Origin of the sequence: Streptomyces durocortorensis (assembly GCF_031760065.1) — a bacterium.
Taxonomy (GTDB): Bacteria; Actinomycetota; Actinomycetes; order Streptomycetales; family Streptomycetaceae; genus Streptomyces.
On the sequence record NZ_CP134500.1, the window covers coordinates 1,862,224 to 1,886,508 of the forward strand.

16 protein-coding genes and 1 pseudogene are annotated in these 24,285 nt (G+C 69.7%); 12 read left to right on the top strand and 5 right to left on the bottom strand.

Annotated elements, in window-relative coordinates; translation table 11 throughout:
* Window positions 1–9: 9 nt before the first annotated feature.
* Both RI138_RS08255 and RI138_RS08260 read right to left on the bottom strand, forming a co-directional pair.
* On the bottom strand, window positions 10–402 hold the full coding sequence (locus RI138_RS08255; RefSeq protein ID WP_311119383.1) for a peptidase inhibitor family I36 protein: 393 nt from the start codon (window positions 400–402) through the stop codon (window positions 10–12).
* A 168-nt stretch (window positions 403–570) separates the two neighbouring features.
* Entirely contained in the window at window positions 571–2,190 is a 1,620-nt protein-coding gene (locus RI138_RS08260) for an MFS transporter (RefSeq protein ID WP_311119384.1), read from the bottom strand.
* A 117-nt stretch (window positions 2,191–2,307) separates the two neighbouring features.
* Between RI138_RS08260 and RI138_RS08265 the strand changes: the two genes are divergently transcribed.
* The 7 genes from RI138_RS08265 (at window position 2,308) to RI138_RS08295 (ending at window position 10,002) form a co-directional block, all read left to right on the top strand.
* Window positions 2,308–2,967 carry a TetR family transcriptional regulator gene (locus RI138_RS08265; RefSeq protein WP_311119385.1) on the top strand — a complete coding sequence of 220 codons (660 nt, stop codon included), beginning with the start codon at window positions 2,308–2,310 and terminating at the stop codon, window positions 2,965–2,967.
* A 206-nt stretch (window positions 2,968–3,173) separates the two neighbouring features.
* Window positions 3,174–4,391: an alpha/beta hydrolase gene (locus RI138_RS08270; protein WP_311119386.1), complete on the top strand. Its 1,218-nt coding sequence runs from the start codon at window positions 3,174–3,176 to the stop codon at window positions 4,389–4,391.
* Window positions 4,392–4,468: 77 nt separating this feature from the next.
* A complete protein-coding gene (locus RI138_RS08275) occupies window positions 4,469–5,332 on the top strand; it encodes a DUF4429 domain-containing protein (protein ID WP_311119387.1) in 864 nt (287 codons plus the stop codon).
* Window positions 5,333–5,523: 191 nt separating this feature from the next.
* A complete protein-coding gene (locus RI138_RS08280) occupies window positions 5,524–6,885 on the top strand; it encodes a sensor histidine kinase (RefSeq protein WP_311119388.1) in 1,362 nt (453 codons plus the stop codon).
* Window positions 6,882–7,571, top strand: a complete 690-nt coding sequence (locus RI138_RS08285) for a response regulator transcription factor (protein WP_311119389.1) — start codon at window positions 6,882–6,884, stop codon at window positions 7,569–7,571. Before RI138_RS08280 ends, RI138_RS08285 begins: the two co-directional genes overlap by 4 nt.
* Window positions 7,572–7,714: 143 nt before the next feature.
* A complete protein-coding gene (locus RI138_RS08290; RefSeq protein ID WP_311119390.1) occupies window positions 7,715–8,773 on the top strand; it encodes an alpha/beta hydrolase in 1,059 nt (352 codons plus the stop codon).
* Window positions 8,770–10,002, top strand: coding sequence for an acyltransferase family protein (locus RI138_RS08295; protein WP_311119391.1), 1,233 nt, complete (start codon window positions 8,770–8,772; stop codon window positions 10,000–10,002). Before RI138_RS08290 ends, RI138_RS08295 begins: the two co-directional genes overlap by 4 nt.
* 65 nt (window positions 10,003–10,067) lie before the next feature.
* On the opposite strand, the gene RI138_RS08300 is transcribed toward RI138_RS08295, so the two are convergent.
* Both RI138_RS08300 and RI138_RS08305 read right to left on the bottom strand, forming a co-directional pair.
* Window positions 10,068–11,081 carry an aldo/keto reductase gene (locus RI138_RS08300; RefSeq protein WP_311119392.1) on the bottom strand — a complete coding sequence of 338 codons (1,014 nt, stop codon included), beginning with the start codon at window positions 11,079–11,081 and terminating at the stop codon, window positions 10,068–10,070.
* Complete coding sequence (locus RI138_RS08305) at window positions 11,081–11,593, bottom strand: MerR family transcriptional regulator (RefSeq protein WP_311119393.1); 513 nt, start codon at window positions 11,591–11,593, stop codon at window positions 11,081–11,083. Before RI138_RS08305 ends, RI138_RS08300 begins: the two co-directional genes overlap by 1 nt.
* Window positions 11,594–11,679: 86 nt before the next feature.
* On the opposite strand from RI138_RS08305, the gene RI138_RS08310 reads away from it, so the two are divergent.
* The 4 genes and pseudogenes from RI138_RS08310 to RI138_RS08325 all read left to right on the top strand — a co-directional run bounded on the left by RI138_RS08310 (window position 11,680) and on the right by RI138_RS08325 (window position 14,269).
* On the top strand, window positions 11,680–12,171 hold the full coding sequence (locus RI138_RS08310) for a GNAT family N-acetyltransferase (protein WP_096623131.1): 492 nt from the start codon (window positions 11,680–11,682) through the stop codon (window positions 12,169–12,171).
* Between the two features lie 17 nt (window positions 12,172–12,188).
* Window positions 12,189–13,001: a serine hydrolase domain-containing protein gene (locus tag RI138_RS08315; RefSeq protein ID WP_096623133.1), complete on the top strand. Its 813-nt coding sequence runs from the start codon at window positions 12,189–12,191 to the stop codon at window positions 12,999–13,001.
* Window positions 13,002–13,387: 386 nt separating this feature from the next.
* Window positions 13,388–14,109: pseudogene (locus RI138_RS08320) on the top strand (DUF5753 domain-containing protein); the annotation flags it as partial.
* Window positions 14,072–14,269 (top strand): DUF397 domain-containing protein, encoded by a 198-nt coding sequence (locus tag RI138_RS08325; RefSeq protein WP_311119394.1) that lies wholly within the window; start codon window positions 14,072–14,074, stop codon window positions 14,267–14,269. The pseudogene RI138_RS08320 and the gene RI138_RS08325, both read left to right, overlap by 38 nt.
* 73 nt (window positions 14,270–14,342) lie before the next feature.
* Here the strand turns inward: RI138_RS08325 and RI138_RS08330 are convergent, their stop codons facing one another.
* A complete protein-coding gene (locus RI138_RS08330) occupies window positions 14,343–17,411 on the bottom strand; it encodes an FG-GAP-like repeat-containing protein (protein ID WP_311119395.1) in 3,069 nt (1,022 codons plus the stop codon).
* Window positions 17,412–17,997: 586 nt separating this feature from the next.
* Between RI138_RS08330 and RI138_RS08335 the strand changes: the two genes are divergently transcribed.
* Window positions 17,998–24,237 carry an RHS repeat domain-containing protein gene (locus RI138_RS08335; RefSeq protein ID WP_311119396.1) on the top strand — a complete coding sequence of 2,080 codons (6,240 nt, stop codon included), beginning with the start codon at window positions 17,998–18,000 and terminating at the stop codon, window positions 24,235–24,237.
* The last annotated feature ends 48 nt before the right edge of the window (window positions 24,238–24,285 follow it).

Consider the following 24,285-nt stretch of genomic DNA (forward strand, 5'->3'; position numbering starts at 1 on the left):
CCCATGCGCTCAGTTCTCCCAGATCTTGAAGGCGCGTACCTGGTAAGGGGAGCGCGGCAGCCAGGTCCCGCCGCCCGGATACGTCTCGAACTCGCCGGTCTCCGCGCATTCGGCGGACTGGTAGGTCGTGACAGGTCGGCCGGTGCGGTTGGCGAGGGACTGGGCGTCGCCGCCCTTCGGCAGCGGGGTGCAGCTCTCGATGTCCACGCCGGAGAGCTCGTAGGTCTGCCGGGCTCCGGTGAAGTCGGGCTTCTTCCAGAGGCAGAGGCTGCCTGCCTCGCAGCTCCCGAGGCGGATGTCGGACGACGGCTCGGGAGGGGCCGCGGCCCGGTCGTCGGCGAGGGCCTGGGGAACGAGTGCGGTGACGGCCAGGGCGGCCGCCGCGAGAACGGTCGTACGCATGGTGGATCAACCCCCGTGGTTGGTGCTGTTCTTCTGCCGCTCACTCTGAGTCACCGAGCGGGGTGCGCGGAAGAGGGGGACGGCCCGGGCCACCCTGATAGGCGACAGCCCCGCCGAAAGGATTCGGCGGGGCTGTGGTGTGCGCCGGGTTGACGGCGTACGGGGGTGCTAGACGTGGCCGACTCCGGCGCCCGCCTCGGCGTTCGCACCGCGCTTGGTGAGCGTGGCGACCAAGGCGGCGACCACGGCGACGACGCCCGCGACGGTGAAGGCCAGGCCCATGCCGGACAGGAACGTGTCGTGGATGACCCCGCCGATGCGGTCGACGAGGTCCGGCGTCATGCCCGGGGCCTTGGAGAGTTCCTCCACCGGGACCATGCCGAACTCGGCGGCCTCCTCCAGCTTCGGGTCCGCCTCGCCGGGCAGGCCGGCCGCCGCCCAGTTCCCGGCGAAGTCGGCGCTGACCTTGGAGGACATGACCGCGCCGAGGACGGCGGTGCCGAGCGCCCCGCCGACCTGCATGGCGGCCTGCTGGAGACCGCCCGCCACACCGGAGAGCTCCAGCGGCGCGTTGCCGACGATGACCTCGGTGGCGCCGACCATGACCGGGGCGAGCCCGCAGCCGAGCAGCGCGAACCAGAGGGACATGGCGAAGGTGCCGGTGGAGTCGGTGAGCGTCGTCATGCCGAACATCGCGGTGGCCGTGCAGACCATGCCGCCGACCAGCGGGACGCGCGGGCCGAACTTGGTGATCAGCACACCGGCGACCGGCGAGGAGACGATCATCATGGCGGTGAGCGGCAGCAGATGCAGGCCGCTGTCGACCGGGCTCAGACCGTGGACGCCCTGGAGGAAGAACGTCACGAAGAACAGGCCGCCCATGAAGGCGAAGGCCATCAGCACCATGAGGATGGTCCCGGCCGTCAACGGGACGGAGCGGAACATCCCCAGCGGAACGAGCGGTTCCTTGACCCGGGCCTCCCAGAGGCCGAAGGCGACGAAGAGCAGGATCGCCAGGCCGAGCCAGGCCCAGGTGCGGCCGTCGCCCCAGCCCCAGGCCTCACCGGCCTTGATGATGCCCCAGATGAGGGAGAACATCGCGCCCGAGAGCAGCACGATGCCGAGGATGTCGAAGGAGCGCGGCGCGTTGGCGGCGCGGTGGTCCTTGAGGATCACCAGGCCGAAGGCGAGCGCGACGATGCCGACCGGCACATTGATGAAGAAGACCGACTGCCAGCTGACGTGCTCGACGAGCAGACCGCCGACGATGGGACCGCCCGCGGTGGACGCGCCGATGACCATGCCCCAGATGCCGATCGCCATGTTCAGCTTCTCGGCGGGGAAGGTGGCGCGCAGCAGACCGAGCGCGGCCGGCATCAGCAGGGCGCCGAAGAGGCCCTGGAGCACACGGAAGAGAACGACCAGGCCGATCTCCTTGGAGAAACCGATCGCGGCGGAGGAGGCCGCGAAGCCCGCGATGCCGATCAGGAACGTCTGCCGGTGGCCGAAGCGGTCGCCGAGCTTGCCCGCGGTGATCAGGGCGACGGCGAGGGCGAGCAGATAGCCGTTGGTGATCCACTGGACGTCGGCGAGCGTGGCGCCGAGGTCCTTCTTGATGGCGGGGTTCGCGATGGCGACGATCGTGCCGTCGAGCGCGACCATCATCACGCCGATGGCGACGGCGAAGAGGGTCAGCCAGGGGTGGCCGCGGAGCCCCTTGGCCGGGGCGGGAACAGCGTTGTCCGCGGGCTCCCGCGGCGCCTTCTCGACGGTGGTCTGACTAGTCATACGCGGAGACTAATGACAGCCGCTGACAGTTGACAAACGATTTCACAAGTCAGTAACTGTCACGTAGCTCACAGGTAAGCTGAGCTGGACAAACGACAGGAAAAGAGGGACCAGTACGTGACCGACGGGCAGGCAGTGGAGCCCCGAGCCGGACTACGCGAACGCAAGAAGCAGCGCACTCGCGACGCCTTGCTGCTCGCCGCCCTCGAACTGTTCACCACCCAGGGATACGAGCGCACCACGGTCGACGAGATCGTCGACGCCGTGGAGGTCTCCCAGCGCACCTTCTTCCGCTACTTCGCGAACAAGGAGGAGACGGCCTTCGCCATACAGGAGATGGTCGAGTCGCACTTCCTCGCGGAGCTGGGACGCCGCCCCGCCGACGAGGCCCCCTTCGACGCGATGCGCCGGGCGGTGCTGTGCTCCTGGAACAGCATCGGCGAGGCGATCGAGGAGGTGGTCACGGTCGACCTTCATATGCGGACGTACCGGATGATCGAGTCGACACCCTCCCTGCTCGCCGCCCACATGCGGCGCGGCGTCGCCATGGAGGAGCAGATCGCGCGGCTGATCGCCGAGCGTGAAGGGCTCGACGTGGACCGGGACCCCCGCCCGCGGGTCGCCGTCGCCGCGTTCTCCGGAGTGATCCGGGTGACCGGACAGCTCTGGGGCCAGGGGCAGGACACGAGCGTGGAGGCCCTGCGCGAGCTGACCGAGACCTACCTCGACCAGCTCGGCCCGGCGCTCGCCCATGAGTGGCGACAGGGCGCACCCTAAGGACCGGTGCGCCTGCCGGATGGCCGGTGACCCGGCCGAGGGGCAGATGACGCCACCGAGGGACAGGGGGCTCTGCCGACGGACGGGTGACCCTGACGAGGGGCAGGTGACGCTGCGTGAGAAATCGCGGGTGAATCCTTCGCGGACGGGTGATGTACGTCACCTGGATCACGGTCCTCGTGGCACGTCTCCTAGGGTGTGGCGCAGTGACTTCTTTTGACACCTCCCCCACCTTGACCGCCTGGCGCGCGCTGCTCGCCGTCGCGGTGGTGTTCGTGATGCTGGCGACGACCGGCTGGAGCGCCGTACACCATCAGCGCTCCGACGAGGGACGGACACTCGCCCTCGCCTCCTGGGCGCGGGACCGGATAGCGGGCCGTGTGCTGCCGGACGTCGACGCACCGGCCTACCGGCTGGCCCACTTCTTCGCCACACTCACTTCCGGACAGCAGGTCGCGCTCGCGGGCAAGTACCCATCAGTGGTGGGAAATCTGAACGGGGCGCCGGTCACCCTGCGCTACCACGCCAACCGGCTGGCCCTGAAGCAGGCCGCCGCCGCGGAGAAGCGGCGCGTGCACAACGCGGCCCTTTCCGCGGACGGCCGCGACGAGGCGGTACGGCGTATCAACCGCTTCCGGTCACTGCTCGCGGGCGACCGTCAGATCCTGGCCTTCGACCCATCCGGGAAGGGCCGCGCGGCCGAGGTGTTCGGGGATCTCGACCGGGCCGCCCGGGTCTCCGTGATCGTCCCCGGCGTCGACACCCATCTCCTGACCATGGAGCGCACCCGGGGCGCGAACGCCGCCCCCGTCGGCATGGCGAAGTCCCTGTACGGGGCGGAGCGCTCGGCCGCCCCTGGCACCCGTACCGCGGTCATCGCCTGGGCCGACTACACCGCCCCGGCCGGTCTCGGCATGGACGCGGCGCTCGGCCGGCTCGCGGCGGACGGCGCGGTGCGGCTCAACGCGATGGTCGGCGCGCTGCCCGGCACCTCCACGGTCTCGCTGTTCTGCCATAGTTACGGCTCCGTGGTCTGCGGGGTGGCGGCGGACGAGGCACCCGGCCGGGTGGCCGACATCGCGGTCGCGGGCTCCCCCGGCATGCGGGCCGCGAACGCCGGGCAGTTGGACACCGACGCCCGGATCTGGGCGATGCGGGACCAGGACGACTGGATCGGGGACGTACCACATCTGGAGTTCGGCGGCATCGGCCACGGGGCCGACCCGGTGGACCCGGACTTCGGCGCCCGGATCGTCTCGGCGGCCGGGGCGGCCGGGCACAGCGGCTACTTCGAACCGGGCACCGCGAGCCTGGACAACTTCGCCGCGATCGGCGTCGGGGCCTACGGATCGGTCCGCTGCGCGGGTGCCGACAGCGCATGTCACAGCGGTATTTACGGTGAACGGGACGGCCGACGCGCGTAGAAGGGCGTGACGGGCGGATTAACTGGGACTTACTCCGAGGGGGGACGTGCGGGCCTGTGCCGCATACGATGAGGCACATGGGTGATGTGCTGGCCGGAATTCATGCCACCTGGGAGTTCGACACCGACTCCGTGCTCATCCGCTTCGAACGGGGTATCCGCGCACCGAAGCTCTTCCAGAGCCTGCGGGAACGCCGCATCCCGTATGCGGCGCTGTCATCGGTGACGCTGACTCCGGGCAAGCGGGGCACGGTGGTTCTGCGTGCCGTGCCCCGACCAGGTGCCGACCCCCTGATGGAGGCTGCCGCGGGGCAGCTCAAGGAGGGGTCCGACCCCTACCGCCTGGTAATTCCGGCGGAGCGGGAGGTGCTCGCGGAGTACTACGCCGACGAGCTGCGGGCGCTGCTCGGCGCCTCCTGCGACGAGCCCGCCGACCGCTTCCTGGTCGCCGCCCCGGAGGCGCCGGTCAACTTCAAGGCGTACGACGGACGGGCCGGCTTCGACGGCGAGCGGGTCTCCTTCCGGTGGTCCTGGACCGGGGCGTCCAGCGCCAAGTGGAAGGCCGGCGACCAGACCTACCGGGTGAGCGAACTGGCCGGAATCGAGTGGCGCTCACCCGAGGCACTGGACGGCTATCTGCGGCTGGTGCCCCGCACGGCCGCCCCGGTGGCCCAGGCGGACCAGGACCCGGCAGCCGTGATCTTCGGCCTGGGCTACGGGCCGGTGCACGAGTCGCTGCCCTTCGCCGCCGCCGTACTGGAGTCCGTGCGGCGCAGCCAGCCCGCGCCCGCCGAGCCCGCCCCGGTCCTGGTGAGCGCCGGACGGCGGGATCCGGCGGACATCGCCGAGCGGATACATCACCTCGGTGAGCTGCATCAGGCGGGGCTGGTGACGGACGCCGAGTTCACCGCGAAGAAGGCCCAGCTGCTCGCGGAGCTGTGAGGCGGGCCCTGGCCTCGCCCACTCCGAACCGGACCCACTCCGCACGGGGCCCACTCGGCACCGGGCCCACTCGACACCGGGCCCATTCGGCACCGGCCCCACCCCGTACCGGAGTATGAGGTGGCCCGTGGGTGGGTCGGAACCCCGGTATGACGCACGGACGGCCGTCGGCTGCCTAGGCTGACCGGGCCATGTCGACTTCCCCTTCCCCCTCCCCCACACCCGCCGGCCCCCCCGGCCCCCCGCCCGCCGACGGCCTGCTGAGCGCCGCCCGCCGCAATCTGCGCGACCTCGCCCACGGGCTGTCCCACGCGTCCCATACGTCCACGCCGCTGCTGGCAGAAGCCCCCAAGCGGTGGCAGCGGTTGCTGCCGTACGCGGTGGTCCTCGCCCTGGCCGCGACCTTCATCCCGGTCACCATCACCGTCCTGACCACGCAGTACGGCGTGCCGGGCGCGTTGGCCGGAGCGCTCGGGGTGGCCCAGACGGCCCCCCTGCTGATGCTGGCCCATCGTCCCCTCCAGGCGTGGTGGATCATCTTCCCGGCCGACATCGCGGGCGCGCTGGTGCTGCTGGCCTACCCCGACGATCGGCACGACGTCTGGCCGTGGATCCCCCCGGTGCTGATCGCGTACCTCTTCCTGCTGCTGGCCCTCGGTCTGCGCGAGACCCGGCGGACGGTGGTCGCCGTGTGGGTGGCGACGGGCGCGGCCGGGCTGGTGCTGCACCTGATCGCACCGGCGGACCGCGACACGGGCAGCGCCCTGCTGCTGCCCATCCTCGGTGCGGTGGTCCTGGTCATCGGCGGGGCGGTACGGGAGCGCGGCGAGGCGACCCGGCGGCTGGCCGAGCAGGAGACCATCAGCGAGACGGAACGGGCCCAGCGCACGCTGCTGGAGGAGCGGACGCGGATCGCCCGGGAGCTGCACGACGTGGTCGCGCACCACATGTCGGTGATCACGGTGCAGGCCGACTCCGCGCCGTACCGGATCAGCGGGCTGCCGAAGGCCGCCGAGGAGGAGTTCACGGCGATCGCGGCGGCGGCGCGGGAGTCGCTGGGCGAGATGCGGCGGCTGCTGTCGGTGCTGCGCAGCGAGGGCACCGAGGGCGACCGGGCCCCGCAGCCCGGCCTGGGCCGGCTCCAGCAGCTGGTGGAGGCGACGGTACGGGCCGGGCTGCCCGTACAGCTGTCGCTCGCCGCGGACCTGGGCGAGGTACCGCCGGCGGTGGATCTGTCGGCGTACCGGATCGTGCAGGAGGCCTTGGCCAATGTGGTGCGGCACGCGCCCGGGGCCCGTACGCAGGTCTCGGTCCGGGCGTCGATGAGCCATCTGAACGTGCTGGTGGTCAACGGGCCCGCCGCGAAGCCGGGTTCGCCGCTGGAGACGGCGGGGACCGGGCACGGGCTGGTCGGGATGCGGGAGCGCGTACGGTTGACCGGCGGCACGCTGGACACCGGGCCGCTGCCCGACGGCGGGTTCCGGGTGGCCGCCCGGATGCCGCTGCCGCCGGCCGACGCGCCGGCCACCCACCCGACTCCGGAGGACCCGTGACCATCCGCGTGATCATCGTCGACGACCAGGCCATGGTGCGGGCCGGGTTCGCGGCGCTGCTGTCGGCGCAGAGCGACATCGACGTGGTGGGTGAGGCGGCGGACGGCCGCCAGGGCGTCGACGTCAGCCGCCACCAGCATCCCGACGTCGTCCTGATGGACGTCCGGATGCCGGAGATGGACGGACTGACCGCCGCCCGCGAGCTGTTGAACCCGCCGGTGGGGGTCGTGCACCAGCCCAAGGTCCTGATGCTCACGACGTTCGACGTGGACGACTACGTCTACGAGGCGCTGCGCGCCGGGGCATCCGGGTTCCTGCTGAAGGACGCCCCGCCCGCCGATCTGATCGCGGCGGTACGGGTGGTGGCGGCCGGGGACGCGCTGCTGGCGCCCTCGGTGACCCGGCGGCTGATCGCGGACTTCGCGGCGCAGCGGCCGACGGGGGCGACGCGGGGCGGTCAGGCGCTGCGGCTGAACGGGCTCACCCCGCGTGAGACGGAGGTGCTGGAGCTGATCGCCCGGGGCCTGTCGAACCAGGAGATCGCGGGGCGGCTGGTGCTGGCCGAGCAGACCGTGAAGACGCACATCGGGCGGGTGCTGGCCAAGCTGGACCTGCGGGACCGGGCGCAGGCGGTGATCTTCGCGTACGAGTCGGGGCTGGTGACGCCGGGGGACGCGGGGGCGTAGCCCTCGGCCAGGGCCTGGCCCACCCCCTACCCCGGTATCACTCCGTGGTTGGCTCCCCGGTGTGACGCCGCGTCACCCGTCGTCCTCCTACCTTCCTCCCCTCCGCACCGACCGGCGCGGAGGGGACAAGGAGGGCAGGCACGATGCGCCGATACGCGAGGACCCTGGTCGCGCTCGCACTGGCTACCAGTGCGGTGACGGGTACCGCGGGATGGGTTTCGGGGGACGCGCAGCAGGCGCTGACCGGGCCGCCCCCGGGCAGTGCGCAGTGGCGGGCGGACCGGGCGCCGGGAGTGGAGCTGCCCGACCCCGAGCGGTCCACGCCCGCCGAAGTGGCGGCCTTCTTCGCCGGGTTGAGCGACGAGCAGCAGCAACTCCTGCTCCTGCGGCACCCGTCCGTCGTAGGCAACCTCGACGGCGCGCCGCTTGAGCTGCGTTACCGCGCCAACGCCCTCGTCCTCTCCGCGGACGGCGACCCCCGCTACCGCTCGCTCGCCGCCCCCGGCCGGCAGATCCTGGCGTTCGATCCGCGCGGGCGCGGCCAGGTCGCCGAGGTCTTCGGGGACCTGCGCTCGGCGCACCGGGTCTCCGTGGTGGTGCCGGGCTCGGACAACGACGCCGGGACCTTCGACCGGAAGGCCGCCGCCCACGGGGCCCCGCCCGGTATGGCCAGGACCCTGCAGAAGGCGGCCGGCGCCCGGACCGCCGTCATCGCCTGGGCCGGGTACACCACCCCCGTCGGCTTCGGCATCGACGCCGCGACCGGGCGGCTCGCCGAGGCGGGCGCCGGGCGGCTGACCCGGTTCGCGGAGGGGCTGACCGCCGACGGGCTGCCCGAGCCCGCCGTCTTCTGCCACAGCTACGGCTCCGTCGTCTGCGGCCTCGCCGCACCCCGTCTACCCGCCACCGACGTGGTGGTCCTCGGCTCCCCCGGCATGCGGGCGGAACACGTGGACGCGCTGCGGACGAAGGCCCGGGTGTGGGCGGCGAAGGACCCGACCGACTGGATCGACGACGTGCCGAGCGTGCGGTTCGCGGGGTTGGGCCACGGCACCGACCCGACGGACCCGGCGTTCGGGGCCCGCCGGGTCCCGGCCGACGACGCCCGGGGCCACAGCGGCTATTTCGAACCCGGCACGGACTCGCTGCGCGCCTTCGCGGCGATCGCACGGGGGACGGCTGTGGAAGGTGCGGCCCGATGAACGCGATGCTCACGAGGGCGCACCGGCTCGCCGCCCGTATCGACACCGCCACCCCCGCCCACCGGGACCGGGCCGTCGACGGCCTGCGGGCCCTGGCGCTGCTCGCCGTACCGCTCGGGCACTGGATGCTGGGCGGCTTCCGGCTCGACGCGGACGGCCTGCACAACGCGAGCCCGCTCTCGGCGTTCGGCGCCCTCGCCCCGCTCAGCTGGGTGCTCCAGATGCTGGGGATCTTCTTCCTGGTCGGCGGGTACGCCTCGGTCCTCTCCTACCGCCGCCGGACGTCGACCACGGCCGTCTGGCTGCGCGGCCGGCTGGTCCGGCTCGGCAGGCCGGTGCTGGGGGTGGCGGCCGTGTGGGCGGTGCTGCTCGCGGTGCTGTCGGCGCTGGGGGTGCCCGGGGACACCCTGCGTACGGCGTCGACGCTGGTGATCCAGCCGCTCTGGTTCGTCGGCGTGTACACCGTGGTCACGGCCCTGACCCCGGTCTGCGTACGGCTGGCGCGACGGCTCGGCGGATGGGCGGCGCTGCCTCTGGTGGTCTCGGTCGCGGTGGTGGACTTCCTGCGCTACGGGCCCTTCGCGGAGGCGGTGCCGTCCTGGCTGAGCGTGCTGAACGTCCTGCCCGGCTGGCTCTTCGCGTATCAGCTCGGTGTCTCGTGGGGCGAGGGGCGGATCGGGAAGCGGGGTGCGCGGCTGCTGCTCGTCGGGGGCGGGGCCCTCTTCGCCGTACTGCTGCTGGCCTTCCACTACCCGCCGTCGATGGTCGGCGTGCCGGGCGAGGCGCGGACCAACTCGCATCCGCCGTCGCTGCTGGTGGTGGCGCTGGCGGCGGCGCAGAGCGGGGCGGCGATCCTGCTGCGCGACCGGATCGGGCGGTTGCTGCGCAGGCCGCTGCTGTGGGCTCCGGTCGTGGTGATCAACCTGTCGGCGATGACGATCCTGTGCTGGCACCAGAGCGCGATGCTGGCGGCCGCCGTACCGGCCTCGCTGCTGGGCGACGGTACGGCGGCGGTTGCGGGGCTGACGACCGGGCCGGACACGGTCGGCTGGATTCTGGCCCGGATCGCCTGGCTGCCGGTGTTCGCGGGGCTGCTGGTGCTGATCGCCCGGTACGCGCGCCGCTTCGACGCCCCGTGGAAGGCGGGCACCCGCGCGGCGAACGCCCGCCGCGCGCTGGCGGGGCTGCTCGCGGCGGGGTTCGCGGTGTTCGCGCTGGGGCTGGCGTGAGGGGGCGATGCCGCGTGGTCGTCATGAACCGCATGAACCACGCGATCGCCTCGTACGCCTCCCGGCTACTCCCGCGCCTCAGAGGTACTGCTCATGTCCGGGTAGCGGTCCCCCGCCACCTGCCCGGCGATCGGCTCCAGCAGGGCCAGCTCGTCGGCCGTCAGGGTCAGCCGGGTCGCCGCCACGTTCTCCAGCAGGCGGCCGCGCCTGCGGGTGCCGGGGATCGGCACCACGGTCAGCCCGTGCACCCGCGCCCGCTGCTGCACCCAGGCCAGGGCCACCTGCGCGGCGGTCACCCCGTGCGCGGCGGCGGTCTTGTGGACGGGCTCCAGCAGGGCGGCGTTCCTGCGGGCGTTGTCACCGCTGAAGCGGGGCTGGTGCTTACGGAAGTCGCCCTCCGACAGGTCCTTGCCCGCGTCGGTGAAGGAGCCGGTGAGGAAGCCCCGGCCGAGCGGCGAGTACGGCACGAGGGTCACGCCCAGTTCGGCGGCCGCGCCGACGGCGCTCTTCTCCACGTCACGGCTGAAGAGGGACCACTCCGACTGGAGGGCGGCGATCGGGTGCACGGCGTGCGCCTCGCGCAGCTCGGCTCCGGTCACCTCGCTCAGTCCCAGCTGCTTGACCTTGCCCTGCTGGACCAGTTCCGCCAGCGCGCCGACCGATTCGGCGAGCGGGACGGCGGGGTCGCGGCGGTGCATGTAGTAGAGGTCGATCACGTCAGTCCTCAGCCTGCGCAGGCTCGCCTCGACGGCGGTGCGGATGTACGCGGGGTCGTTGCGTACGCCTCGGTAGTGCGGGTCGTCCGTCCGCTCGATGGCGAACTTGGTGGCGAGGGTGATCTCGTCCCGGTGGGCCCCGACGAACGGGGCGAGGAACTCCTCGTTGGCGCCGCGCCCGTAGGCGTCGGCGGTGTCGAGGAGCGTGACGCCCGCTTCCAGCGCGGCATCCAGGGTGTCCCGGGCGGACAGCTCGTCGGTGTCTCCGTAGAACTCGCTGATGCCCATGCAGCCGAGGCCCTGGACGCCGATCCGCGGTCCGCCGTTGCCCAGCTCCACGGTGGGGATTCTGTCGACAGTCATCAGGCGGGGTGCCTTTCCGGCGCCCGGCGGGCGCCACCGTAGAAATCGATCTTGTAGTCGAGGACGGCGAGGGTGTCGTGGAGCTCCGCGATCCGCGCGATCACATCGCGGCGGGTGGCCTCCAGCAGCTCCTGCCGCTCCTCGAAGGTGGACTCACCGGCGCGCACCAGCTCCGCGTAGCGCACCATGTCGGCGACGGGCATCCCGGTCAGCCGCAGCTTGCCGACGAGGGCCAGCCAGTCGAGGTCGCGGTTGCTGAACCGGCGCTGCCCGGTGTGCGAACGGTCGACGTGCGGCATCAGCCCGATGCGTTCGTACCAGCGCAGGGTGTGCGCGGTGAGCCCGGTGAAGGCGGCGACCTCGCTGATCGTGTAGCTGTCCTGCCCCGAGGGGCGGGGGTGGGCCTTGGGAGGGGCGGTGCAGGCGTTGCCCCCTGCGGAGGGCTCCGGCTGAGGCTGTGACTGTGTGCTGGTCGCGGGATTGCTTACGGGAGTTCCGTCGATCACCGTCATGGCCTCCACGCTAGATCCCTGGAGCGCACTCGAAGCAAGCGGAAACGGGAGGAGTTTCCCGGGCGGGGCGACTAACCTCCCCGCTCATGAGCACCACACGCCCGAACCCCGCACGCCGCGCCACCGCCGAGGACGCCGAGGAGCTGGTCCGCCTCCGCACGGTCATGCTCGACTCACTCCCGAAGCGCCCCGGGGCGAACCCGGACACCACCTGGCGGCCGGTCGCCGTGGAGACGCTGCGCGGCAAGCTGAACGACCCCGACGGCGACCTCACCGCGTTCGTCGTGGACAGCCCGGCGGGTACCGGCCTGGCGGCCTGCGCCGTCGGGACGATCGAGTACCGGCTCGGCGGCCCCGGCAACCCCGGCGGCACCACGGGTTACGTCTTCAGCGTGGCCACCGACCCCGACCAGCGCCGCCGGGGCCACGCCCGCGCCTGTACGGAGGCGCTGCTCGGCTGGTTCCGCGAGCGCGGGGTGCCACAGGTCGACCTGCGCGCATCGGTCGAGGCCGAGCCGCTGTACGCCTCGCTCGGCTTCGCCCGCACTCCGGACCCGGCGATGAGGCTCCGCCTGTGAACGTTAGGCTCGGGTCCATGGAGAGCCTGCGGATCATCGACACCTGGCCGGTCCCGACTGCGGCCGCCGCCGTCGTACGGGCGGACGGCACCGTTCTCGGTACGCACGGGCCGACCGCCCACCGCTTCCCCCTCGCCTCGGTCACCAAGCCGCTCGCGGCCTACGCGGCGCTGGTGGCGTACGAGGAGGGCGCGATCGAGCTGGACGAGCCGGCCGGACCCGAGGGCTCCACGGTGCGCCACCTGCTCGCGCACACCAGCGGGCTGGCCTTCGACGAGCACCGGGTGACGGCCCCTCCCGGCGAGCGCCGCCTCTACTCCAACGCGGGCTTCGAGGTGCTGGGCGACCACATCGCCAAGGCGTCCGGCATCCCGTTCGCGGAGTACCTGCGCCAGGCGGTCCTGGAGCCGCTGGCCATGACGTCGACCGCGCTGAACGGCTCGCCCGCCCGCGACGGCGTCTCCACCGTCGACGACCTGGTCCGCTTCGCCGCCGAGGTGCAGGCGCCCCGCCTCCTCGACCCGCGTACGGTCCTGGCGGCCCAGAGCGTCGTCCACCCGGGCCTCAAGGGCGTCCTGCCGGGCTACGGCCACCAGAACCCGAACGACTGGGGCCTCGGCTTCGAGATCCGGGACTCCAAGTCCCCGCACTGGACGGGCAACACGTCCTCCCCGGCGACCTTCGGCCACTTCGGCCAGTCGGGTACGTTCCTGTGGATCGACCCGGTGGCGGGGGCCGCCTGTGTCGCGCTGGCGGACCGCGCGTTCGGGCCGTGGGCCGCGGAGGCCTGGACGCCGTTCACGGACGCGGTTCTGGCCGAACTGTCCTGACCGGCTGCCGCCCCTCGCCGACGGTGTCAGGCAATCAAACCGACGGTCTTCCCGCTGCCATCCCACCGCTTGACGATGCCCCAGTCGTCGGTGACGGCGTTGACCAGGACGAGCCCCCGGCCCCCCGTCGTCCAGCGGGTCGCCCGTGATGGCGAGGGGCAGGGCCGGGCTGCTGTCGGCCACTTCGACGCGTACGCCTTCGTGGCGCGGCAGCGTAGATGTAGGTCTGGCCGCGCCGGTCGGGCACGTGCCGCACGACGTTGGAGATCAGAGGCCTTGAGGTAGAGCCGCAGGACTCCGCGCAGGTGCCGGGCAGAGTGCTAACCCAGGACGAAGTCGGCGCGGTAGGCGGGCTCCCCCGGGGCCCCTCCGGGGGATGAGTACGCACGGGTTCGCTGATCGGCCAGATCAAGACGCCGAGAAAGATCCCGACGCGCGACTTCTCGGAGCGGCTGGACGCGGCGCTGGGGACGGACGGGATGTTCTCGCGGCTGGTGGGGCTGGTGCTGCGCAGCCAGCTGCCGACGTGGTTCCAGCTGTACGCGGACATGGAGGCGAATACCGCGTACATCTCCACGTACCAGGCGCACGTGGTGTACGGGCTGTTGCAGACGGAGGAGTACGCGCGAGCGGTGCTGGCCACCGGCATGCCGAACGACCTGGAGGGCCTGCTCGCCGCCCGGATGGAGCGCCAGCGGATCCTGGAAGGGAGAAGCCGCCGCTGGCCTGGGCGATCCTGGACGAGGCGGTGTTCTACCGGCCGATCGGCGGCCATGAGGTGATGCGGGCCCAACTCCAGAAGCCGTTGGAGTACTCGGCGCACCGCTGGATGCGGATCCAGGTGCTGCCGTTCGAGGCCGAGGAACACGCGAGCCTGGCGGGCTCGTTCACCGGCATGCGCTTCGACGACGACCTGGACGAGATCTACACCGAGGACCTCATCTCCGGCCATATGACGGCCAACCCCGAAACGGTCAGGGAGGGCTCGCTCCAATACGCTCACCTCCAGGCCACCGCACTCTCCGTCGAGGAATCGGTGGCGCGGATCAGCCGCGTGATGGAGAAGCGTTATGGAGACCGGCCCCGACCTGAGGAACGCGGAGTGGCGCACGTCCAGCTACAGCGGGAACACCGGCGGCGACTGCGTCGAAGTCGCCGGCGGCTCCTCCTGCGGGTCCGTCCACGTCCGCGACAGCAAGAACCCGACCGGGCCCGCCATCGTCCTTGGGGCCCCGGCCTGGCAGGCGTTCCTGGACGGGCTGCACTGACGCAGCACATCCGGTGAGACGGCGGTGGCCGGGGCTTCGTTGGCTCCGGCCACCGCCTTTCCCCATCAGCCGATCAGCCTATGGACTGGTAGCCGAGGAATGCCTCCGAGACGCCGGTCACGGCGGTGTGGCCGCTGTCGGTGTAGTCGGCGAAGAAACGGAGGCGACCGGTACCGGGAGTGGTGGCCCAGAGGTCGAGCTTTCCGTTGTTGTTGGCGTCGGGCGCTGCCGTGAAGCGGGGCACGGTGTCGACACTCCAGTTCCAGCTGATGGCGGTCCGGTCGGTGAGACTGATGTCGAAGCCGTTGTCCGTCTCGCCACCGTGGAACACGTAGAGGCCGCCGACATCTGGGCGGTCGTAGCGCACGACCAGGTCAGCCCGTCCGTCGCCGTTGTAATCGCCCGCGGCTGCGAGGGTGACCTCGCCGACGGCCGATCCGCCGCCGGATATCGGATCGTCCGGGCCTGCCAGGAGAACCGGATCGCGGTCACTGTCGAGCCGGCGGTCGAGGCTGCCGTAGTAGAGCCAGAGGAACTCGCCGTCGTTGACGAGCAGATCCGGATGGCCCGCGACATCCTCGGTGCCGTCACCGTCCACGTCCAGCCCGCCGTCGACGTCGCCGATGGCGAGAATCTGCTTGACGCCGTCCTTCCAGTGATTGTTGGCGGGGTCGTAGACGGTGAGTTCCTGCCGTCCGCGGTCCGCACAGTCGGTGCAGGCGAATCCGTAGCCGTCGTTGGGATACATCCACAGCCGTTGAGTAACGCTCGTCGCCTCCTGCTGGAGGGCGATGAGATCCTCGTAGCCGTCGTCGTTCCAGTCTCCCCGGTGCGTGATCTTGGCCGCGTTCCACTGGCCATTGCTGGCGGTGGCGGATGCCTCGGCGATGGTGCCGGTGCCGGTCCCGTAGAAGCGGCGAAGGGTGCCGTCCTTGTCGATGGCCCACAGGTCGGCGTTGCCGTCGCCGTTGATGTCGCCAGGCTTGTCACGTGAGCTGGGGCCGTTGGCGTAGAAGAGATAGGTGGCGGTGTCCGAGGAGTTGCCGACCTTGTCACGGCTGATGACGTACACCTTATTGGCCCCCGCGACAGTCGGGGTGAGCTTGATATTCACCGACCCGCCCGCTGTGCCGGGCGTGACCGTGCGGCGGTTGCCGTCGGAGTCGGTCCAGTACTGGTACGAGGCGACGTCTGTCACCCCACCGCTGGAGAAAGTGAAGGTACCCTCCGTACGCACCCTGCCGGTCGTGGCGGGCCAGCCGTCACCTCCATCGGGGAACTGGCTGGACGTCACTCCTGGCGGCTGGCTGGGCCGGTTGGGGTCGTACACGAAGCGGCACCCCGGTGCGCCCTGTGTGGGGTTCCAGTCGGAGAACAGGGAGCCGTCGTTCGCCTGCGCCTTCCAGGAGAAGTTGCCGTTCGCCTTGGCGATATGCGGGCTCAACACGGCTTTGGCTACCTTGAGTTTGGCGACCGTGCCGGAGGTGACAGTGACGGTTTGGTTGACGATGATCCCGTTGCCGGCATTGTGATGACCGGTGGGCCACAGATGGAACTTCACCTTGACGGTTCCGCCGTCCCCGTCGCTTCCCTTGGCGGTCAGGTAGATGTCTGTGTTCCCGATGAGGCCGTAGGGGGCCACGTCGCCACAGCCCTTGCTGTTCTTGGTGCTGGGGATGGTGTCCAGCGACGCAGGCACGGCGGGTCGGGTGTTGTAGGTGGTGGACAGCACGGCCGACTTGGCGTCGAACTTCTTCCAGCCGTATACGTCTGTCTCGCTCGACGCCGCCAGTGCGAGCGTGAGGGTGTTCCAGGTACCGGCCTGGGAGTCCTTCGCGGCGCGGGTGGTGTCGAAGGCAAGGTTTCCGGCGGGGCAGCTGCTACTGCTGAACCCCTTGGAGTCATTGACAGTGTCCAGGGTGTACAGCTTGCCGGGTTGGTTGTTCCACGTGTGGCTGGACTTGAGGTACCGAGTGTGCCACAGCTGGATGCCGCGGTTCTCGCAGGACCAGGACCAGGTGTTCTTGATCTGGAAGCGGGAAGAGCTGATGACCCGGTTCTTGTCCTGGAGGTTCTTGGTGTTCATGCGGAAGTAGGAGCGGGCCAGGCCGTTGGTGACGTTCTCGTACCCGGCTCGCGCAGTGGTGGTACCGCCGTTGAAGCCCGCACCGTTGAAGAACGAGGCGTTGGGGTGCTTCTTGTAGACGATCCCCCAGGAGTGCCGTGATCCCTGGACGGACGGATCGATGTAGACCGGGTACCGCGTGTCCTCACCCGTCAGCAGTTCCTCGTCCGGGAGGAGTGTGAGGCTGTCGTCCGCCACCTTGACCTCCATGGCGGCGTCGCGGGCTCCGAACCCGGGCTCGAACGCGTCCGCGGCAGGTGGTCCCGTCAGGACCGAGGCCCGGCCGAGGGTGCGGGCCGACGCCTGAGCGAGCGGGGCGGCGCTGTCCCACATCCGGGGCGTGGGTGCGGTGAACACCTCCTGACCCGCGGGGTCCAGCGCCCTGACATTCCCGTGCTCGTCCGCTGTGACCTTCAGCCCCTCGGTACCGAGGGCGAAGTCAAGCCGGTTCAGCTCCGGGTTCCTCGCGGCCTCGGCGGACTTGACGACCAGTACCTGGTTGTAACCGCTGCTGTGGGCCCTGAGCTTCAGGTCGACGTCGTCCAGCACATCCGGATAGGTGACGGTGTCCGCCTCGACGACGGGCTTCGGCAGAGGCCGGGACCAGCCGACCGACATCGACCGGCCGTTCCGTACGACGGTGGCGAGCGGTCCGTCGCCGCCGCCGGAGAAACGGACGCCGATCTCCGTCGCCACGGGGGACAAGGTGCCGTCCTCGTTTTTCATCAGATCGGTGTCGATGGCGACCAGCTTGTTGTCCTTGCGCACCCACTGGGGCACGGCATACGTGTTCTCGGTGAAATCACCATCGGGATTGGCGAACGTCTCTGAGACTTCGGTGCGCTGGGAGAGCACCTCGACCGAATGGCCGGAATCAGCCGCCTCAGCGAGCGCCGCCGTCTGGTCCCCGGTCAGCCCCTCCTCGGTCCTCGGCGGCGCCACGACCGCTGCCTCCGCGTCTGCGGGCAGAGCGGCTACCAGAGGTGCGGCAAGGATGAGCGCAAGGGCGACGCCCATGCATCGGAAAGGCCACCGGAAGGCACTCCGCCTCTCTTCACGAGCTCTCTCCATCGGTCTTCTTTTCACTTTCTCCATGAGGAGATCGTGCCACTAACAACGCGGCATCCGAGTCAATTCAACGACGCCACAGGGAGCTAAGTACGCAAAGTTCACAGATTTTCACTTTTGCAGAGATTAGCCCTCAAGATCACACTTGTCGCGAAGGCGTTCGCACAGCCCAGAGACAGTTCGCACAGAAATTAGACTCCTCTCAAGTCTAAATAGTTCGGTATCCGGCCGTATGTCAAGGCCTGCTCAACAAAAGGGATAACGACTCGAACACTAACGGCCCACCCCCTTTCAAATCCGAAGAGCCTGGTGCTATCTTTACTTTTTCCTTTCCATGTCTTCACTTTATCGAGGGGGATTGGTGTCGGGTTTGCCAGTTTCGGATTTCCGTCGGTCCAGACGTTCGGTCGGCACACGAGCCCGTCCCGTCGCCCTGCTCCTGGCGACCTATCTGGTGGTCGGGCTCCTGGGAGGACCGGTGGCCGCCGCCGCGGAGTTGGATCTGCGAGATCTGAAAAAACCGGACCCCATACCTGTGTCAGAGGTCGCGGGAACCGCCCTCAACAAGACAGATGAGACGGCTTCCAAGACCCGCTCGCCCGACGACGGGACTCGTTGGCCCGAGCCCGGCGTGTCCGTGCTCGATGTGCCCGGGAAGGCGGACGGGCCCAAGTCGGCCGAGGTGGGTTCACTCCCGGTGGCCGTGGGCACGCCGAAGGACGCCAAGCGTGCCGGCACGGTGGCAGATCAGGTGCAGGTACAAGTGCTGGACCGATCGGCCGCCGCGTCAGCCGGAGTCGACGGTCCGCTTCTCGCCGTGCAGGGCCACGGCCAGAAGCAGGGCCGGGGGCGGGTCGGCCTGAAGCTGGACTACTCGGGCTTCTCCGGGCTGTACGGCGGAGACTGGGCCTCCCGGTTGACGTTGCGTGAGGTGCCGGGCTGCGCGCTGGTCACTCCGGACCGGACGGACTGCCAGCCGGGCGAGCAGATCGAAACCGTCAACGACGCCTCGGACTCGATGCTCTCGGCCGAGATTTCCCTCACCGTCACCGATGAGAGCGCCGGAAGCACCGGCCGTCCCGTCAGCGCAACGGCCACCATGGCCCGCTCGGCAACGGGCGTGCAGGCGGCTCCCGCGACGGCACTCTTCGCCGTGACCGCGGCCCCGTCCGGTGCCACCGGCGACTTCACCGCCACCACCCCCTCGGCGTCCGCGAGCTGGGAAGCCGGGGGGGCCTCCGGCGGCTTCTCCTGGTCGTACGACATCGAGACGCCGGGAGTGCCGGGCGGCCTGGAGCCGAGCCTCGGCCTGTCGTACTCTTCCCGCGCGGTCGACGGACGTACAGCCGCGACCAACAACCAGGCCAACTGGATCGGGGACGGCTGGTCCATGTCCCCAGGGTCCATCGAGCGGCGCTACACCTCGTGCGAGAGCGACAGGAAGGATGGCAACAACCCGTCGAACAAAGTGGGCGACCAATGCTGGAAGAAGGACAACGCGACCCTGTCACTCGGCGGATCGTCCAGCCAACTGGTCAAAGACGATGCCACGGGCGAGTGGCGTAAGAAGACCGACGACGGCACGCGGATCGCGCAGTTGAAGAGCACCAGCCGCGCCAACGGCGACGGCGACGGCGAGTACTGGCGTGTCACCGCACCGGACGGTACCCGCTACTACTTCGGCTACAACCGGCTGCCCGGCTGGACCAAGGGCAAGCCCGTGACCAACTCCGTCTGGACGGTTCCGGTCTTCGGCAACCATTCCGGTGAGCCGTGCCACGCCGCCGCGTTCAAGGACTCCTGGTGTCAGCAGGGCTGGCGATGGAACCTGGACTACGCCGTCGACCCGCATGGCAACGCCATGGGCTACTACTGGGCCAAGGAGTCCAACCACTACCAGCGCAACGTCGATGCCTCGTACAACGGCACCCTCACCTCCTACACTCGCGGCGGACACCTCAAACGAATCGACTACGGTCTGCGCCACGGGAACGCGTACACCACAAAGGCTGCCGCCAAGGTCGACTTCACGACGGCCGAACGGTGCCTGAAGACCAGCACCTTCGACTGCGCGGCCGACAAGTTCACCGCGGCCAACGCCGCCAAGTGGCCCGATGTCCCCTTCGACCAAGTGTGCAGCGCGGGCGACGCATGCGCGGGCAAGTCCTCGGCGTCGTACTTCACTCGCAAGCGACTGACCGGCATCACCACGTCCGTGCTGGACGGCGGAGCGTACAAGAAGGCCGATTCCTGGCAGTTGGAGCACCGCTTCCCGTCCACCGGGGATGGCACGGACCCGCCGCTATGGCTCGCATCCATCGAACGCACCGGGCACACTTCCGGTACCCCGGTAACGCTGCCCGCGGTCGAGATGTCCGGGCAACAGCTCCCCAACCGCGTCGCCGGTGCCGTGGACACGATCCCGGCGTACAACCGCTACCGCGTCTACGGCATCAAGAACGAGACCGGCAGCACACTTGGCGTCACCTACTCGGCGCCGGACTGCAAAGCCGGAAGTCTCCCGAACCCGGCGAGCAACACCAAGCGCTGCTACCCGGTGATCTGGTCTCCCCCGGACGCTCCGGCAGCGGGCTACGAGCCGTACCAGGACTGGTTTCACTCCTACGTGGTCACCCAGATCCTGGAGTCCGACAACACCAGCGGCGCACCGGTCAAACGCAACGACTACACCTACCTCGGAGGTCTCGCCTGGGCCAAGGGTGACAACGAGTTCACCGAGGCCAAGCACCGAACCTACGGGCAGTCGAAGGGGTACGGCCGCGTCCAGATGCGCACCGGCGATCCGGCCGAGGGCATGCAGACACTGACCGAGACCCGCTACTTCCGCGGGATAGCCGGGGCGCAGGTCGCCAACGGCGAAGGTATCGAGGTGGCCGACCACGAGGCCTTCGCCGGCATGCCCCGCGAGACGGCCACGTACAACGGTGCGGGCGGAGCCCTGGTCTCCGCCACGAGTTCGGTCCCGTGGCATTCCTCCGCCACGGCCTCCCACTCCCGCTCCCCCGACGGGCTGCCGACCGTGCACGCCTACCGGACGGGGGTGAAGAAGGAGGAGACCCGCACGACCATCACGGGCGGCACACTCCGACGCACCGCCTCGGAGCGCACCTTCGACTCCTATGGCCACGTCCGCACGGAAAGCGAGACCGGAGACACCGCCAAGAGCGGTGACGAGCAGTGCACCACCGTCTCCTACGCCCGGAACACCACCGCCAACATCCTCACCAAAGTCGCCGAGAGCAAGACGGTCGCCACGGCGTGCGATACCACTCCGCAGCTGCCCGCGGACCTGGTTTCCACAGAGCGCCACTACTACGACGGCTCCACCACGCTGGGCGCCGCCCCGGCAAAGGGGAACGAGACCCGCCGTGACGAGAACGACGGTGCAGGCACCGGCTTCATCACCGTGAACACCGCCGAATACGACGTCTACGGACGCCAGACCAGTGCCACCGACGCATCCGGCGCCGAGACCACGGTCGCGTACACTCCGACCACCGGCCAGGCACCCACGAAGACCGTCACCACCAACGCGCTCGGGCACGCCACGACTGTCCACACCGATCCGGTGCGGGGAGCCACCACCACCGCGATCGACCCCAACGGCAAGCGCACCGACATCGAATACGACGCGCTGGGGCGTGTGACCAAGGTCTGGGGTCCCGGCCGCACCAAGGCCGACCACCCCGACGCCCCCGCCACTCAGTACTCCTACAACCTCTCCAGGACCCTGCCCAACGTCGTCACCACCAAGGAACTCAACCATCAGGGTGAGTACGTGACCTCGTACACTTTCTACGACGGTCTCCTGCGACCCCGGCAGACCCAGAGCCCGGCTGTCGGAACTTCCGGACAGGGGCGCGTCGTCACCGAGACGCGCTACGACACCCGGGGGCAGCCCTGGAAGAGCTACGACGCCTACCACGCGACCGGAGCACCGTCAGCAACCTTGGTGGCCGGCGACGACTCGAAAGTGCCGTCCGCAGTGGAATCGGAATTCGACGGCGCCGGGCGTCCGGTAGCCCAGATCTCACTGAAGTACGGCGACGAGACCAAGCGCACCAGCACCGTCCACGGCGGCGACCGGACCACGGTGGTGCCCCCCAAGGGCGGCACCACCGTGACAACCATCGTCAACGCTCAGGGGCAGACGTCCGAGGCCCGCTCCTACACCAACAGCGAGCGCACGGAGTTCCAGGCCACCAGGTACGGGTACAACCAGTACGGCAAGCTGGCCAAGGTGACCGACCCCGCGGGCACGGTCTGGACGTGGACTTACGACAGCCGGGGCAGGCAAACGCGGGCCGACGACCCGGACAAGGGCGTCGGCACCACGACGTACGACGACGCCGACCGCCCCAGCACCGTCACCGACGCCCGGGGCATCACCCTCACCACGCTCTACGACGAGCTGGGACGCCCGGAGAAACTCATGCAGGGCACGACGGTGCGGTCTTCCTGGACCTACGACTCAGTCGCCAAGGGGCAGCCCGCCTCGGACACCCGCCACGTGAACGGCGAGTCCTACACCACGAAAGTCAACGCCTACGACGACCGCTACCAGCCCACTTCCGCAACAACCGTCATTCCCACCTCGGAGCAGGGCCTGGCCGGCACCTACACGTGGACCTACGGCTACAACCAGTACACCGGCGCACAGGAATGGCTGAAGCACCCCGCGATCGGCAACCTTCCCGCCGAGCGGGTCACCACCAACGCCAACTCCTCTGGTCTGCCTGTCTCCACCACGGCGGGCGGAGTGCCCCTCGTCGGCAACGTCTCCTACGACGCCTTGTCCCGGCCCGTGCGGATGGAACTGGGCACGCTGGGACGGAAGGTGTACGACACCCGGGTCCTGGACGAGCACTCCGGGAACCTGGTCCGGCGCACCCTTGACGGCGACCAGGCGCTGAGGATCGAGGACACCCACTACTCCTACGACGCCGCGGGCAACACCGTCCGGATCTCGAGCACATCCGGACAGGACTCGGCCGCCAGCACGGACACCCAGTGCTTCGCCGTCGACGCCCTGCGTCGGATGACGGACGCCTGGACCACCAAGGCCGCCTCGGACGACTGCGCGAACGGCCCTTCGGCCACCGCCGTGGGCGGCCCGGACTCCTACTGGCACTCATACAGCTACGACCTGGCGGGCAACCGCGCCGAAGAGATCCGGCACACCACGGCCCCCGGTGTCCCCGACATCACGCGCACGTACACCCCGGGCAAGAGCGGCGAGCCCAACCCGCACGCACTGCGCTCCATCACCACCACGGGCGGCCCCGACGGCGGCGCCCGGGAAACCTTCGCATACGACCAGGCCGGTAACACGGAGTCCCGCGACGGAGGCTCCCGCGACCAGGGGTACGTCTGGGACCAGGAGGGCAATCTCGCCGAGGTCACGGAGAACGGCAAGTCCACCACGTACCTCTACGATTCGTCCGGCAACCGCATCCTGGCCCGCAACACGAACGCCACCACCGCCTACCTCCCGGGCGGCAACCAGCTGACCGTCGCCACGTCCGGCGCGAGGACCGCGACCCGCTACTACAGCCACGCCGGTGAGACCGTGGCCGTGCGTACAGCGGCGGGCATCAATTTCGTCTTCGCCAACCATCAGGGCACCGGCCTGACGGCCGTCGGATTCACAGACGGCCAAGCCGTAACCCGGCGCAAGCAACTTCCCTTCGGTGAGAGCCGTACCGCCACCGGCACCGAATGGCCAGGCGACCGGGGCTTCGTGGGCGGCACCGCCGACCCGACCGGACTCACCCACCTGGGAGCCCGCGAGTACGACCCCGCCATGGGCCGCTTCCTCTCCGTCGACCCGCTGATACTTCCCGGCGACCCGACCCAGCTCAACCCGTATATCTACGGCAACAACAACGCCGCTACCTTCTCCGACCCGACCGGCGAGGCGTACGAGGAGTGCGTGAGCGGTCAGTACAGCTGCACCTATGGGAAGGGGGGAACCGGCGATCTGAAGAAGGTCGAGTTCGGCAAGAACTACAAAAAGGTGACCAAGACTGTCGGTGGCACCATTTCCCCCAACTACACGATCCAGCAGAACACGGGATATAAGCACGTCTATACGAAGGGAAGCGGAGTATCCGCACCGACCGCAGCCCAACGAGCAGCATCCGCCGAAGTCGAACGCCGCAATCGAATAGAGCGGGAACAAAAAGCAGCCGAGGCTCGACAGAAAAAGAATAACCAGGACGAGGGCTTCTGGTCAGGGCTCAAGAATTCCACAGTAGGCCAATGGGTCGGCGACAACTGGGATGGCATCAAGACCGGGCTGACGGTTGTCGCTTTTGGAGCCTGCATTGTCGCCTCCGCAGGCGCCTGCATCATGGTGGGTGCAGCCGTGGCCACGGCGAAATTTGCCGGTGACGGTTTCAAGACCGGGAACTGGGACGGCCGGGCGTACGCCAAGGACCTGGCCTGGACCGCGGTAGGCGGCGGATCCGCAGCGGCATTCGGACGCGCGTTCGGAGGAGCCAAGACCTGGCGTGAGGCATACCGGGCTTCACCGTGGGCGCGGCATACGGTCATGACGAAAGTCAGACCGTCGTCGGCGACCAAGCACGCGGTCGTACGACCGACCTCCCGGATCGACAAGGGCGCCACGTACGGAAACTTGAGCGTGAACGCCGGATTCAACGCCGGATTCTGCGGTGCAAATACCACGAGCATCGGCTCCTACCCCGGGAACCTCGGCACGAGCTTCGGATCCTATAGTGGAGTCTGCTAGTAGCATGTGAGGCCGACGCGGCAACGGAGTTGCCCTCCGCTGCCGCGT